12 protein-coding genes are annotated in these 14,134 nt (G+C 65.7%); 8 read left to right on the forward strand and 4 right to left on the reverse strand.

Going from position 1 to position 14,134, the window contains the following annotated elements:
- Positions 1-171: 171 nt before the first annotated feature.
- On the reverse strand, positions 172-1,071 hold the full coding sequence (gene ppk2, locus CDOO_RS11580) for a polyphosphate kinase 2 (RefSeq protein WP_026159478.1): 900 nt from the start codon (positions 1,069-1,071) through the stop codon (positions 172-174).
- A gap of 537 nt (positions 1,072-1,608) precedes the next feature.
- On the opposite strand from ppk2, the gene CDOO_RS11585 reads away from it, so the two are divergent.
- A complete protein-coding gene (locus CDOO_RS11585; RefSeq protein WP_162138672.1) occupies positions 1,609-2,532 on the forward strand; it encodes a GDSL-type esterase/lipase family protein in 924 nt (307 codons plus the stop codon).
- A 192-nt stretch (positions 2,533-2,724) separates the two neighbouring features.
- On the opposite strand, the gene CDOO_RS14015 is transcribed toward CDOO_RS11585, so the two are convergent.
- From CDOO_RS14015 to groL, 3 genes are all read right to left on the reverse strand, one after another.
- The gene (locus CDOO_RS14015) at positions 2,725-2,892 is read right to left on the reverse strand and encodes a hypothetical protein (protein ID WP_018022800.1); all 168 of its coding nucleotides are present in this window, start codon (positions 2,890-2,892) and stop codon (positions 2,725-2,727) included.
- A 113-nt stretch (positions 2,893-3,005) separates the two neighbouring features.
- Positions 3,006-3,251 (reverse strand): hypothetical protein, encoded by a 246-nt coding sequence (locus CDOO_RS11590; protein ID WP_018022799.1) that lies wholly within the window; start codon positions 3,249-3,251, stop codon positions 3,006-3,008.
- A gap of 495 nt (positions 3,252-3,746) precedes the next feature.
- Positions 3,747-5,387: a chaperonin GroEL gene (gene groL, locus CDOO_RS11595; RefSeq protein WP_018022798.1), complete on the reverse strand. Its 1,641-nt coding sequence runs from the start codon at positions 5,385-5,387 to the stop codon at positions 3,747-3,749.
- 231 nt (positions 5,388-5,618) lie between these two features.
- On the opposite strand from groL, the gene CDOO_RS11600 reads away from it, so the two are divergent.
- From CDOO_RS11600 to CDOO_RS11630, 7 genes are all read left to right on the forward strand, one after another.
- Positions 5,619-6,980 (forward strand): dipeptidase, encoded by a 1,362-nt coding sequence (locus tag CDOO_RS11600; protein WP_026159477.1) that lies wholly within the window; start codon positions 5,619-5,621, stop codon positions 6,978-6,980.
- Between the two features lie 275 nt (positions 6,981-7,255).
- Positions 7,256-7,771, forward strand: a complete 516-nt coding sequence (locus CDOO_RS11605) for a hypothetical protein (protein WP_018022796.1) — start codon at positions 7,256-7,258, stop codon at positions 7,769-7,771.
- 333 nt (positions 7,772-8,104) lie between these two features.
- Complete coding sequence (locus CDOO_RS11610) at positions 8,105-11,128, forward strand: Na+/H+ antiporter subunit A (RefSeq protein ID WP_018022795.1); 3,024 nt, start codon at positions 8,105-8,107, stop codon at positions 11,126-11,128.
- The gene (locus CDOO_RS11615; RefSeq protein ID WP_018022794.1) at positions 11,129-11,626 is read left to right on the forward strand and encodes a Na(+)/H(+) antiporter subunit C; all 498 of its coding nucleotides are present in this window, start codon (positions 11,129-11,131) and stop codon (positions 11,624-11,626) included.
- Entirely contained in the window at positions 11,619-13,346 is a 1,728-nt protein-coding gene (locus tag CDOO_RS11620; protein ID WP_018022793.1) for a Na+/H+ antiporter subunit D, read from the forward strand. Before CDOO_RS11615 ends, CDOO_RS11620 begins: the two co-directional genes overlap by 8 nt.
- Positions 13,347-13,862, forward strand: a complete 516-nt coding sequence (locus tag CDOO_RS11625) for a Na+/H+ antiporter subunit E (protein ID WP_018022792.1) — start codon at positions 13,347-13,349, stop codon at positions 13,860-13,862.
- A complete protein-coding gene (locus CDOO_RS11630; protein ID WP_018022791.1) occupies positions 13,859-14,134 on the forward strand; it encodes a monovalent cation/H+ antiporter complex subunit F in 276 nt (91 codons plus the stop codon). Before CDOO_RS11625 ends, CDOO_RS11630 begins: the two co-directional genes overlap by 4 nt.

Genomic DNA, 14,134 nt, shown 5'->3' on the forward strand with positions numbered 1-14,134 from the left:
GCCCTCCTCCCGTCGGTGCCAGTCTTTTCTATGGATTCCCCAGCATAAGGGATGCCCAGTCAAGAAAGATAGCCTTGCAGAGAAGTCAGCAAGCCCGTGCGCGTTTACACTCACGAATCCCCACAAAGGCGCTCGGCAGCCGAAAACAGCCCCCGCCCCTCAATCCGGGCGTTAGTCGCCGATCTGCTCGCGGCCCCGCTTGACGATCAGCGGATCCGGCTCCCCCACGACCTCGTGGTCCTTGTTGGTGTACTCGAACTTGGACAGGATGTAACGCATGGCGTTGATCCGGGCGCGCTTCTTGTCGTTGGACTTGATGGTGATCCAGGGCGACTCGTCGGTGTCCGTGTAGCGGAACTGCTCTTCCTTGGCGTTGGTGTAGTCGTCCCACTTGTCCAGGGACGCGAGGTCCATCGGGGAGAGCTTCCACTGGCGCACGGGATCGACCTGACGGATGGCGAAGCGCGTGCGCTGCTCCTTCTGCGTCACAGAGAACCAGAACTTGGTCACGGAGATGCCGGAGCCCAGCAGCATGTTCTCCAGCATGGGCACTTCGCGGAGGAACTCGGCGTGCTGCGACTCGGTGCAGAAGCCCATGACACGCTCGACACCCGAGCGGTTGTACCAGGAGCGGTCGAAGAACACGATCTCACCGGCAGAGGGGAAGTGCTGGATGTAACGCTGGAAGTACCAGGAGGTGGACTCGCGTGGCGACGGCTTCTCCAACGCCACGGTCCGCGCTCCGCGCGGGTTGAGGTGTTCGTTGAAACGCTTGATGGTTCCACCCTTGCCGGCGGCGTCGCGGCCCTCGAAAAGAATGATGTGCCGCTGGCCAGTCTCCTTGGTCCAGTTCTGCCACTTCAGCAGCTCGATCTGCAGCTTGCGCTTGACCTGCTCGTACTCGTCGCGGGACATGCGCTCGTCGTAGGGGTACTGCTCACGCCATGTCTCCACGGCGGTGCCGTCCGGACGCAGGAGGACGGGATCATCCTCGTCTGAATCATCCACTACATAGCCCTCGGTTTTGGCGAGGTCGAGCATTTCCAGGTCATCTTCGCGAGTGTCAGCCATGGGGAGAACTCTACCCGCGCAGGGTGGTCGCGCGACTCGAAAAATGCCCACCTTGACCACCCCTCAGACGTAGGACGCTCCCCCGAGTGACACACGCGGTCCCGTCCCGCGTTGGACACTGCTCCGCTGACGGAGCGCACGGCTATTAGACGCACTCATTTTTTATTAATCCGTTGAGTTCGGAGGGTTGAGCGCGAGCATCCTCAGACTATTTTCGCCCCGATTCGCCGGCCATTCCCGTTCACCTTCCAGCGGTTTGTAACACCCGGATTGTTCTCACCGATAGGTTTCAGCAAATGAGTCATACCTTTCTGACCTCGGCTTAGCTGGGAGTCCCTGGCACAACCGGGAAGCCCAGACGGGCAGCGGGCGAGAGGTAGCTACATAAACACGGCTCCACCAGGTGAATTTGAAGTGAATACCACCTAACGGTAATCTTCACTCTAACTTGATATACAGACCAGGGATTCCTCAGTTTCGCGATTAACCGACGCAGCCAGGTCCCCTGGGCTCCGAAAGAAAATGAGACGACATTCCATGCAATTCCGAACGCTTTCTACCCGGGTTGCCGCCGCTGCGGCCGCTTCGCTCCTCGCCGCCTCCGGGATGGGAGTCGCCAGCGCGCAGTCATCCACCCCGGCGCTCTCTTCCGGCCCAGGCTCATCTGCACTGCCGCAGTTCTCGTCGCTCCCCCCTGCCACCCCCGGTCCGGGCACGCAGATGGTCACGTTCGGCGATTCCTTTGCTGCCAACGGCGGCGCGGGCGGAGGGCGTTTCGTCCCCTCCGAAACGCCGTCGCGTCCCAACTGTCGCACCGACAATGAGAACTGGCCGCACGTGGCGGCCCGTACGGCCGGGCTCCAGCTCGCGGACTACTCCTGCAACGGCACCAGCTACCTGCTGCCAGACTACGTCGAGGCGGCTATCGCTCAGGGTGACCTCGGTTACGACACCCGCCAGGTGGCCATCATGTTCGGCATCCTCGATGTTCGCGTCATCGGCGACGTCGCCTACAGCGCGACCACCCACGGCCAGGACCTGCAGTACTCCGCCTACGTCTCCGGTCTGAACGACACCGTCAACCGCATCCGTAGCGTCGCCCCCAACGCCAAGATCACCATGGTCAGCTATCCGCGCCTGATCGACAACGACTACCTCTGCACCGGTACGTTTGAGGGTGTCCTGCCGGCGGGTTCGAGCCAGCGCGGGCCGAACGTCTTCATTCCGGGCGGAACGCACGTGGAGTCTCACTTCAGCCAGGTCATCGGCGACACTGCGGCGCGCATCGGCGTCAGCTTCGTGGACCTCTACTCGGCCTCCAGCGGACATGGGCCGTGTTCCGATCCGTCCCAGCGTTGGGTGAACATGTACCAGCGCGCGAACCCCGACTCTGTGATGACCAATCACCCCACCGACTTCGGGCACCAGGAGATGGGCCGGCTAGTCGGCGCGAGCCTCTAACTACCCAGTCCGCATACCGCATCCCCCGGCGAAACATCTTCGCCGGGGTTTATGCTGCGAACCCTGGGATGTACCTTCCCCGCCCAAGGTCGTAGGCCGCGGCTACATCCGAACTAGCGCCCTGCGGGCATGCAAAAACCCCGGCCCAACGGGCCGGGGTACTGCTTCATGCCTTCACGGCATCAACTGCAATTAGTTGATGAGGCCGATCAGGTCAGAGATGCCGCCGAGTGCCTTGGCGAGGGGCTCCACGAACTCGGTGACGAGCACGCCGAAGTCGAGAACGGCGGAGCCGTCTTCGAAGGAGGAGAGCTCGAAGACGGAGGAGGTGGTCAGGTTGTCGAAGATATCTGCAGACATGTGTGTGTCTCCTTGAAAGACGTGGCATTCAGAATGGGGGGTGGAGCTTTTTCGGTGGTCAGGCCGAGTTCACAGGGCGCAAGCCTCGAGCCATTCCACCGAATGGGGTGAAACTAGTTGATGCTGCCGCCGAGGCTGCTGAACCAAGCGTCCGGATCGGTGGCATCCTCGCCACGGCTGGAGAGCTCGTCAACGCCAGCGAAAACGTCGCCGAGCTCGGAGCTCAGGTATTCGCGGCCGCCGTCCTTATCATCGCCGAAGAGGAACTCGTTGAGGCCGGAGAACACATCGCCCCAGCCCTCCCAGGTGGTGACGAAGTTGTCGATGTGCAGGACGATGGTGTCGAGGTCGAAAGGCATAGTGTCTCCTTCAGAGAAATTCCGACCCAAAGTTGGTTCCAGGCCGGATATGCAGGTTGTACGGACACCCCCCTTGGGCGTCACAGAAAATAAGTATGCCAGAGCTTCAGAGATCGTCAAGCGGAAAATAACATTCACTGCATGTCTGGCAGGTGTTACCCAGGAACCGATCTCGTAACCTGCCATTCACTTACGCGACCTGACCAGTGGATATGCACTCTACCTGAATGCCGTTTCTTAACATTAGATAAAAGTCTACTGGCCAGTCCGATAAGTATATAGACACCTTTCATCAGCATTAACCCCGGGAATAATTCGTATAAGCACCCTATTTCGGGGGAATAGGCGGAGTTGAACGGCGTCAAAGTGTGATTTTTCGCTCGACGCGGCAGGCGCTTGGGAGCGGCGTCGATACGCAAAAAACGCCCCGGCGGACACTCGCGAGGAGTACCGCCGGGGCGCAGCGCAGCCTGGTGAGGGCTGGCAGGGCACGAACTACATGCCCATGCCACCCATCTCATCCATGCCCGGTGCCCCTGCACCAGCCGGCTGCGGCTTGTCAGCCACGACAGCCTCGGTGGTGAGGAACAGCGCGGCGATGGAGGCAGCGTTCTGCAGGGCAGAGCGCGTGACCTTCGCCGGGTCGAGGATGCCGTTGGACATCATGTCGACGTACTCGCCGGTGGCCGCGTTGAGGCCCTGGCCGGCCGGGAGGTTGGAGACCTTGTCGGCCACCACGCCCGGCTCGAGGCCGGCGTTGAAGGCGATCTGCTTGAGCGGAGCGCCGAGGGACTGGCGCACGATCTTCACGCCGGTGGCCTCGTCACCCTCGAGCCCGAGGTCACCCTCGAGCACCTTGGCGGCCTGCAGCAGCGCCACGCCACCGCCGGGGAGGATGCCCTCTTCCACGGCAGCCTTGGCGTTACGCACGGCGTCCTCGATGCGGTGCTTGCGCTCCTTGAGCTCCACCTCGGTGGCGGCACCGACCTTGAGCACTGCCACGCCGCCGGCCAGCTTGGCCAGGCGCTCCTGCAGCTTCTCGCGGTCGTACTCGGAGTCGGAGTTCTCGATCTCGGTGCGAATCTGCTTGACGCGGCCCTCGATCTGCTCCGGGGTGCCGGCGCCCTGGACGATGGTGGTGTCGTCCTTGGTCACCACGACCTTGCGGGCGGTACCCAGCAGCTCCAGATCGGCGGTCTCGAGGGAGAGGCCGACCTCCTCGGAGATGACCTGGCCACCGGTGAGGATGGCGATGTCCTGCAGCTGCGCCTTGCGACGGTCACCGAAGCCCGGTGCCTTGACGGCGACGGACTTGAAGGTGCCGCGGATCTTGTTCACCACGAGGGTGGACAGGGCCTCGCCCTCGACGTCCTCGGCGATGATGAGCAGCGGCTTGCCGGACTGCATGACCTGCTCCAGCAGCGGGAGGAGATCCTTGATGTTGGAGATCTTGCCGGAGACCAGCAGGACGTAGGGGTCCTCGAGCACGGCCTCCTGGCGCTCCGCGTCGGTGGCGAAGTAGCCGGAGATGTAACCCTTGTCGAACCGCATGCCCTCGGTGACCTCGAGGTCGACGCCGAAGGTGTTGGACTCCTCCACGGTGATGACGGAGTCCTTGTTTACGGAGCCATTGCCCACGGCGTACATGGCGCGGGCGATCTGCTTGCCGATCTCGGGGTCAGCCGCGGAGATGCCCGCGGTCTGGGCGATCTGCTCCTCGGTCTCCACTTCCTTGGCACCGGAGAGCAGCGCCTCGGAGACCTTGGCGGTGGCGGCTTCAATGCCACGCTTGATGCCCATGGGGTTGGAGCCGGCCGCGACGTTGCGCAGGCCCTCGGAGACGAGTGCCTGGGCGAGAACGGTGGCCGTGGTGGTGCCGTCGCCGGCGACGTCGTCGGTCTTCTTGGCCACTTCCTTGACCAGCTCGGCACCGATGGACTCGTACGGGTCCTCGAGCTCGATTTCCTTGGCGATGGAGACGCCGTCGTTGGTGATGGTCGGGGCACCCCAGGCCTTCTCCAGGACAACGTTGCGACCCTTGGGGCCGAGGGTGACCTTGACCGCGTCGGCCAGGGTGTTCAGACCCCGCTCAAGACCGCGGCGTGCTTCCTCATCAAAGGCGATAATCTTGGACATGAGTTGGTTTGTTCTCCTCGTGCGTTGTCGGTAACTGTCGTAGACGACACTCTTAACGTCCGCCTGCAAGTAGGGCGCCCGCGACGGACGACTGGAGAGTGTTGACCAGTCTCACCCACTCGACTGAAATTTTCTGGCACTCAAATGGAGCAAGTGCTAACGCCCATTTTTAGCACCTGACCATTATGAGTGCAAGACAAAACGCCGTTACCGTGCGCTAACGTGGTCGTCATGACCACCGAACAGACGCACCCCCTTGTCGATAAGATCCATTCCGAGCGTGGCCGCATCTTCGACCAGCTCTCCCAGATCGTCGCCTTCGACTCCGTGCACAACCAACCGGGCCACGAGGACGACAACACCTCCGCCGCCCACTGGGTCCGCGACGCCTTCACCGAGGCCGGTCTGGACACGGAGCTCATCCCCACCTCCGACGGCTCCGTGCTCGTCCGGGGCACGAGGCTTATCGACGCCTCCCTGCCCACCGTTCTCCTCTATTCCCACTACGACATAGTGCCCACCGGCGATCACGCCGCCTGGCAGTCCCACCCGCTCACGCTCACCGAGCGCGACGGCCGCTGGTACGGCCGCGGCGCCGCGGACTGCAAGGGCAACCTGGTCATGCACCTCGCCGCCCTGCGCGCCGTGGAGAGCGAGGGCGGGCCGAAGGTCAACGTCACGGTGATCATCGAGGGTTCCGAGGAGCGCGGCGGCGCCGGCCTCGACGATCTCATCGAGACCCGCCCCGAACTGTTTCAGGCGGACGCGATCCTCATCGCGGACACGGGGAACGCGGCCGTCGGCAAGCCCACCCTGACCACCTCCCTGCGCGGCGGCGCCCAGGTCACCGTCACCGTGGACACGCTGCGCACCCCGGCCCACTCGGGCATGGTCGGCGGCGCGGCGCCCGACGCCGTGGCCGCGCTGATGCGCCTGCTGGATTCGCTGCGTGACGAGACCGGGGCCACGCGTATCGACGGCCTGGATACCTCCGCCACCTGGGACGGAGAGCTCTACGACCCGGAGACCTTCCGCTCCGACGCCGGCGTGCTCGAGGGCGTGGAGCTCTTCGGTGGCTCCGACAACCCGGCTCACCTCATCTGGGCGCGACCCGCGGTGACCGTCACCGGCTTCACCTCCACCCCGGTGTCCGAGGCGGTCAACGCCGTGCCCGCCACCGCGAGCGCGAAGATCAACCTGCGTGTGCCGCATCCCCTGGACTCCACCGCCACGGTCGAGGCGCTGGTCAGGCACCTGGAGAACCACGTGCCCTGGGGCGCGCACCTGTCCGTCGAGGTCGACGACATCAACCCGCCGTTCGCCACCGACACCTCCTCCGCGGCCGCGCAGACCCTGAGCTCCTGCCTGGCGGAGTCCTACGGCGAGGACGAGGTGGCCCTGGTCGGATCCGGCGGCTCCATCCCGCTCGCCAAGGGCCTGCAGCGCGCGGTGCCCGGCGCGTCCATCGCGCTGTTCGGCGTGGAGGAGCCCCTGAGCACCATCCACTCCCCCAACGAGTCCGTGGACCCCTCCGAGATCGAGCACCTCGCGGCCGCCGAGGCCCTTTTCCTGCTGCGCTACCAGGGGCGATAAAGAAAAATTGTGATTCAGGTTGCAGCGATATGTGATCTGGATTACCGTCGCTCCCGTGAACACGAACATGACTCTCCTACCGGCTGCCGCCCGGGCACTCGACCTACGCGTACTACGCGTAGCCCGAGTACTCAGGGCTACGCAGCCCGTCGCGGTCTAGTTTTCTCCGGCCCGCGCCGCGCGGGTCAGTAGTCCTTAGTCTCCCCCGAACCCTCATCTCCCGGTCGGCCCCCATTGCCAGTACAGAACTCGCAACACTAAGGACGCACAGAATCATGTTCCAGGAAAACCACTCCTTCTACACCACCATCACCACCGCCCCCACCACCACCGATCCCCTCCAGGACCGCTTCGGCGCCGGGCACCGCCTGCCCCGCGGCCTGCGTGAGGAGGCGGACGGCATGAGCTGGTCGCTCTTCACCGCGATCTACTGCCCCGCCCCGGAGGTCCGCATCGCGCACCTCGCCTCCGAGAAGCTGCGCGGGGGCAAGTTCCGCTACACGGGCGAGGTCCTCGAGGTCTCCAAGACCCGCGCACCGGAGACCCGCACCGCGGAGATCGAGACCACCGGCGCCATCTCCGCCCTCACCCACATGCTGGCCGAGAGCGGACGCTACGTCGAGATCCGCACCTTCCACCAGAGGCGTATCTTCGAGGCGACCGTCACTTTCATCGAGGTCGCCCACCAGAACGACCATCACCACACCGCCTGGGCCGTCGGATTCGGGCCGACCCCGGACACCTCCATCGCCGCCGCGCTCTCCTCCGGCGCGCAGCGCATCCACGGCTAGGCGCCCCGCGCAGAGCGCCCATATATAACTGTCAGTTAATTCTCCGGCTTTCGCCGGCTGCAACTTCTGGCTAAGGTGGACGATGTTAGCCACGCCTACCCCCGTGGCGCCCACACACCCACGGAATGCGCGTCCTCCGCGCACGGTGAGGAAAGACGAAGGTTCGCGAACGGCCCTTTATGGCGGTGCACCCTCGAGTGCGTGCCCGAGGAAAAGACGTGGTTTCGGTTGTCACCTACTCCCGCTCTGTGCAGTGCGCGTCCCGAGAAGACGGCGAACGAACTACGCCGCCCACCAAGACACTCGAGACCACAAGGGGAGCTGTAAAAGTACGTGCTCATTCTGCTCTTCGCACTGATCCTCACCGCGGTCGTCGCCCCGCTGCTCATCCGCTGGCTGGGCCAGCTCGGTTTTGCGCTGCTGGCCCTGGTGCCCGCGGCGGGATTCGGCTGGGTCATCTCGCTGTTTTTCCGCGGGACCTTCGCTGACGGCGGTGCACTCACCGCCGACTACCCGTGGATGCCGGAGGCCAACCTCGCCCTCACCCTGCGGCTGGACTCGCTGGCCGCGCTGTTCTCCCTCATCGTGCTCGGCGGCGGCGCGCTGGTGCTCTTCTACTGCTGGGGATACTTCGACTCCAACCCGGTGAGGCTGTCCAAGTTCGCCGCCGAGATGGTCGCCTTCGCGGCGGCCATGTACGGCCTGGTCATCTCCGACAACCTCCTGCTCATGTACGTGTTCTGGGAGATCACCTCGGTGCTGTCCTTCCTCCTGGTGGGCTACTACGGCGAGCGGGCGAGCTCGCGCCGCTCCGCCGGGCAGGCGCTCATGGTCACCACCCTCGGTGGCCTGGCCATGCTCGTGGGCATCATCCTGCTGGGCCGGCAGGCCGGCGTGTGGACCTTCTCGGCCATCGCGGACTTCGATGCGTTCACCCAGACCCCGTTCATCCTCCCCGCGGTGGTGCTCATCCTCGCCGGCGCGCTGTCCAAGTCCGCCATCGCCCCGGCGCACTTCTGGCTGCCCGGCGCGATGGCCGCCCCGACCCCGGTCTCCGCGTTCCTGCACTCCGCCGCCATGGTCAAGGCCGGCATCTACCTGGTGGCCCGCCTCGCGCCCGACTTCCACGTCGTGGCCGGCTGGCACCTCACCGTCATCTCCGCGGGCGTGTTCACCATGCTGCTCGGCGGCTGGATGGCGCTGAAGCAGAAGGACCTCAAACTCATCCTCGCCTACGGCACGGTGTCCCAGCTGGGGTTCATCATGTCCGTCATCAGCATCGGCTCCCGCGACGCCCTCCAGGCCGGGCTGGCTCTGACCTTCAGTCATGCGATCTTCAAGGCGGCGCTGTTCATGGTGGTCGGCGCCATCGACCACTCCTCCGGCACCCGCGACATCCGCCACCTCTCCGGCCTGGGCAGGCGCCAGCCGCTGGTGGCGGCCCTGGCGTGGATCTCCGCCCTGTCCATGGCCGGTGTCCCCCCGCTCGTGGGGTTCATCGCCAAGGAGTCCGTCCTCACCGCCGTCATGGACGAGCCCCTGCTGGTGGGCATGCCCCGCAACCTGCTCATGGTCGGGCTGGTGGCCGGTTCCATCCTCACCATGGCCTACGCGCTGTTCTTCCTCCACGGTGCCTTCGCCACCAAGAAGCTGGACCACCCCTCCGGCGGCGGCATCTCCTCGGCCGTGGAGAAGATGCACCACATCGGCCCTTCGCTGTGGTTCTCCCCCGCCCTGCTCACGACACTGACCGTGGGCCTGGGTCTCTGGGTGGCGCCGCTCGACGCCATCATCGAGGTCCACCTGGACAACGTCACCCCGCTCGCCCCCGACGCGAAGGCCACCCACCTGGCCCTGTGGCACGGGTTCACCATCCCGCTGCTGCTCACCGCGGTGATCATCGCGGCCGGCATCTTCATGTTCCTGCAGCGTGACGTGGTGGCCAAGGCCCAGTTCGACGCCCCCGCGCTGGGTTCGGCGAACCGGGCGTACGACCTGGTGCTGGACACCCTGCGCCGGATATCCTGGCGCATCACCGCGGAGACGCAGCGCGGCTCGCTGACCGCCAACGTGGGTGTCATCTTCGGCGTGCTCATCCTCCTGCCGGGTATCGCACTGCTCGCCGGCGCTCGCACGGACGTGCGCATGGTGCTGTGGGACAACCCCTGGCAGGCCGTGGCCGCCGCGATCTCCATCGCCGCCGCGCTCACCGCCGCGGTGGTGGCCAACCGTCTCACCGCGATCGTCGTCGTCGGCGTCACCGGCTATGCCAACGCCCTGATCTTCGCGCTCCACGGCGCCCCGGACCTGGCGTTGACGCAGGCGCTGAGCGAGACCATCGTCATGGTCATCTTCGTCCTAGTGATGAGGAAACTGCCCGCCAGCGCCGACCTCAAGGTCAACGGCCAGTCCAACCGCCTGCGCGCCTGGCTCGGCGCGGCCACCGGCCTGACCGTCACGGTCGTGGCCCTGTTCGCCATGAACGCCCGCACCGCCACCCCGATCAGCACGGTAATCCCGGACCTGGCCGAGGAGATCGGCCACGGTGCCAACGCGGTCAACGTCCTGCTCGTGGACATCCGCGCCTGGGACACCTTCGGCGAGATCTCCGTCCTGGCCATCGCCGCCACCGGTGTCGCCTCGCTGATCTTCCGCAACAACTCCTTCACCCGCGAGTCCCGCCGCCCCGTGTTGCGCGCCCGCGGTCGCCGCTGGCTCGCCGCGGGGATCGAGACGGAGAAGGCGCAGAACCGCTCGATCCTCGTGGACATCGCCACCCGGCTGCTCTTCCCCTCGATGATCGCGCTCTCGTTGTTCTTCTTCTTTGTCGGCCACAACGCCCCCGGTGGCGGCTTCGCCGGCGGTCTCGTCGCCGCGCTGGCGCTGTCGCTGCGCTACCTCGCGGGCGGCCGCGCGGAGTTCTACGAGACCCTCCCGCTCGACCCCGGCAAGGTGCTCGCCGGCGGCCTCCTGCTCTCCGGGCTCGCGGCGGTGCTGCCCATGTTCGACGGCAACCCGCCCCTGTCCAGCTACTACTGGTCCTGGGAGGACGTGCCGCTCATCGGTTACTTCTCCCTGCCTTCGGCGCTGCTTTTCGACGCCGGGGTCTACGTCATCGTCCTCGGACTCACCATGCATGTCCTCGAGGCGCTCGGCGCCCAGCTCGACCGCGAAGAGGATATGCGCAAGCAACGCGCCCGCGACCGGGCTCGGTCGATGGCGCGGGAGGCTGCACACCGGCGTCGACAAGCCAAGGACGCCAACCCGGCCGCGCCCCTGCCGTCCGCACCACGCGCAAGCCACATCGCCACCCTCGACCCCACAGTGAACGACACCGACGGAAAGGAGACCACCTAAATGGAAGCCAACCTGGTTCTTCTCCTCGCCGCCGGCACACTCATCGCCGTGGGCGTCTACCTCACCCTGGACAAGGTGCTCACCCGCGTCCTCATGGGCATCCTGCTGCTGGGCAATGGCGCCAACCTTCTCATCCTCCAGGCCGGTGGATCCGCGGGTTCGCCGCCCATCATGGGCCGCACCAGCGAGGTTTACGGGGCTCATTTCGCCGACCCGCTGGCGCAGGCGATGATCCTCACGGCGATCGTCATATCCATGGCCATGAGCGCCTTCATTCTCACGCTCATCTACCGCCAGTACCGCTACCGCACCGCCGACATCGTCGAGACGGACACCGAGGACATCGCCATTGCCATCGCCGCCCGCTCCAACGTCCCCTACTTCGCCCCGGACCACGACGCCTCCGACGACCCCGCGACCGGCCGGCCCACCAGCGAGGGCGACAGCTTCGGCCCGAAGTCCTTCGAGGAGCCCGTGAAGGAGGCCGACGATGAGTGACCTGGTGGGCAACTACGCTCAGTTCCTCGTGGACTACATGCCCTATCTCATCCCGTTGCCGATCCTCCTGCCGGCGCTCGCAGCGGCGCTGGCCGGGCTGCTCAGCCCCCACCTGCACCTGCAGCGCGCCGTCGCGCTGTCCACCCTGCTGGTGCTGCTCGTCCTCGCCGTCTCCATGGTGATCGTCACCGACATTGAGGGCATCCAGACCGTGCAGATCGGCGGCTGGGACGCCCCCGTGGGCATCACCCTGGTGGCGGACCGGCTGGCCGCGCTCATGCTGGCCGTCTCGTCGATCGTTCTGTTCTGCGTCATGTGGTACGCCATCGCGCAGGGCATCCGCGACGGCAGCAAGGACGAACCGGTCGCCGTCTTTCTGCCCACCTACATGCTGCTGACCATGGGCGTGAACCTGTCCTTCCTGGCCGGTGACCTGTTCAACCTCTACGTCGGCTTCGAGGTCTTCCTCGTCGCCTCCTACGTCCTGCTCACCCTCGGCGCCTCCCCGGCCCGCGTGCGCGCCGGCATCAATTACGTCACCGTCTCCATGGTGTCGTCGATGATCTTCCTGCTCGGCATCGCCGCCGTGTACGCGGCGGTGGGCACGGTGAACATGGCGCAGATCGGCCTCCGGATGGAGGAGGTGCCCGACGGCACGCGCGCCGCGATCTTCGGCACCCTGCTCGTCGCGTTCGGCATCAAGGCGGCCGTGTTCCCGCTCGACGCCTGGCTGCCGGACTCCTACCCCACCGCGCCGTCGCTGGTCACCGCCGTGTTCGCCGGCCTGCTCACCAAGGTGGGTGTCTACTCCATCATCCGGATGCGCTCGACCATCTTCACCGACGGTTTCTTCGACGACCTGTTCATGTGGGCCGGCCTGGCCACCATGCTCGTGGGCATCCTGGGCGCGATGGCGCAGAACGATATTAAACGTCTGCTCTCCTTCACCCTGGTCAGCCACATCGGTTACATGCTCTTCGGCATCGCGCTCGGCTCGGCGCAGGGCCTGTCCGGCGCGATCTTCTACGCCGTGCACCACATTCTGGTGCAGACCGCCCTGTTCCTCGTCGTCGGCCTCGTCGAGCGCCAGGCCGGCACGACCAACCTGCGGCGTCTGGGTTCGCTGCTCTACACCGCCCCGGTGGTGGCCCTGCTCTACCTCATTCCGGCGCTCAACCTCGGCGGCATCCCGCCGTTCTCCGGCTTCCTGGGCAAGATCCTCCTGCTCCAGGCTGGCGCGAACGAGGGCGGCTGGCTCTCCTGGGTCCTCATCGGCGGCACCGTGGTCACCTCGCTGCTCACGCTGTATGTCATGGTGCTGGTCTGGTCCAAGGGATTCTGGCGCGACCGCAAGGACGCCCCCGAGGGCCAGATCGCCGACGCCCGTCCCGCCCCGCTCTCCGACGTCACCGAAGAGGTGGAGTTCACCGACCGCAAGGACCCGGGCCGCATCCCCTTCGGCATGCTCGCCTCCACGGCCACGCTGGTGGCGGCGTCGACAGCCATCTCCGTCATCGCCGGCCCGCTCTCCGGGGTCACCGACCGCGCGGCCGACTCGGCGCAGGACTCCCGTATCTACCGGGAGGCGGTGCTTGGCGACGACTACTCCCACCCCTCCCGTTCCCTCCATCAGGAGCGCCTGGACAGCGGCTCGGACACCCTCACGTCGCGCGATCACCCGCTCCCCGAACCCGAACCGGTCACCCAGGAGGCGCCGTAAATGTTGAGTCGACTCGGCAACAGACTGCACTGGCCCTACGTCCTGTGGATCGTGGTCATGTGGTGCCTCCTCATGGGCGAGGTGACCTGGGCCAACGTCTTCGGCGGCCTGGCCGTCGGCCTGGTGGTCATCCTGGCGCTCCCGCTTCCCGATTCCCCCACCGGCGGCATGCGGGTCCACTGGGGTCGCCTCCTGGTCTTCCTGGTGAAGTGGTTCGCGCAGCTCCTCTCGTCCTCGGTCAAGGTGGCCTGGCTGGCGCTGCGCCCCGCTGAACCCCCGAAGACCGCTATCATCCGCATGCCCATGCGTGTCTCCAACGAGCTGGTGCTCTACCTCGCCACCGTGGCCTACAACCTGCAGCCGGGCGGGTCGGTGTCGGACATCGACATCGCCAACCGCATGTGGACGGTCCACCTTCTCGACGTCGACGACGAACGCTCCCTGCAGCGCGAGGTGGACAACATCGCCCGGCTGGAGCACAACATGATCCGCATCTTCGAAGCGAGGCGTCAGTGAACCCCGACATCTTCAACCTCATCCTGATCATCCCCGGGGTGCTCATCGCGGCCGGCATGCTGATCATCACCTGGCGCATCGTCGTCGGCCCGAACTCCATGGACCGCATGCTCGGCCTCGACGGCTTCATCGCCATGTCCCAGTGTGGGCTGGCCGTGTACATCTGCTGGACCTTCGACACCAGCGTGGTCAACGCCATGCTGGTCATCGCCCTGCTCGGCTTCATCTCCTCGATTGCCGTCGCCCGCTTCCGCAAGAGAGACGAGGCCTGA

Source organism: Corynebacterium doosanense CAU 212 = DSM 45436, assembly GCF_000767055.1.
Taxonomy (GTDB): domain Bacteria; phylum Actinomycetota; class Actinomycetes; order Mycobacteriales; family Mycobacteriaceae; genus Corynebacterium; species Corynebacterium doosanense.

What these genes read in the sequence shown, in the direction of transcription:
- ppk2 (WP_026159478.1), bottom strand. Translation starts at nt 1,071, where the DNA reads ATGGCTGACACTCGCGAAGATGACCTGGAAATGCTCGACCTCGCCAAA.
- CDOO_RS11585 (WP_162138672.1), top strand. Translation starts at nt 1,609, where the DNA reads ATGCAATTCCGAACGCTTTCTACCCGGGTTGCCGCCGCTGCGGCCGCT.
- CDOO_RS14015 (WP_018022800.1), bottom strand. Translation starts at nt 2,892, where the DNA reads ATGTCTGCAGATATCTTCGACAACCTGACCACCTCCTCCGTCTTCGAG.
- CDOO_RS11590 (WP_018022799.1), bottom strand. Translation starts at nt 3,251, where the DNA reads ATGCCTTTCGACCTCGACACCATCGTCCTGCACATCGACAACTTCGTC.
- groL (WP_018022798.1), bottom strand. Translation starts at nt 5,387, where the DNA reads ATGTCCAAGATTATCGCCTTTGATGAGGAAGCACGCCGCGGTCTTGAG.
- CDOO_RS11600 (WP_026159477.1), top strand. Translation starts at nt 5,619, where the DNA reads ATGACCACCGAACAGACGCACCCCCTTGTCGATAAGATCCATTCCGAG.
- CDOO_RS11605 (WP_018022796.1), top strand. Translation starts at nt 7,256, where the DNA reads ATGTTCCAGGAAAACCACTCCTTCTACACCACCATCACCACCGCCCCC.
- CDOO_RS11615 (WP_018022794.1), top strand. Translation starts at nt 11,129, where the DNA reads ATGGAAGCCAACCTGGTTCTTCTCCTCGCCGCCGGCACACTCATCGCC.
- CDOO_RS11620 (WP_018022793.1), top strand. Translation starts at nt 11,619, where the DNA reads ATGAGTGACCTGGTGGGCAACTACGCTCAGTTCCTCGTGGACTACATG.
- CDOO_RS11625 (WP_018022792.1), top strand. Translation starts at nt 13,347, where the DNA reads ATGTTGAGTCGACTCGGCAACAGACTGCACTGGCCCTACGTCCTGTGG.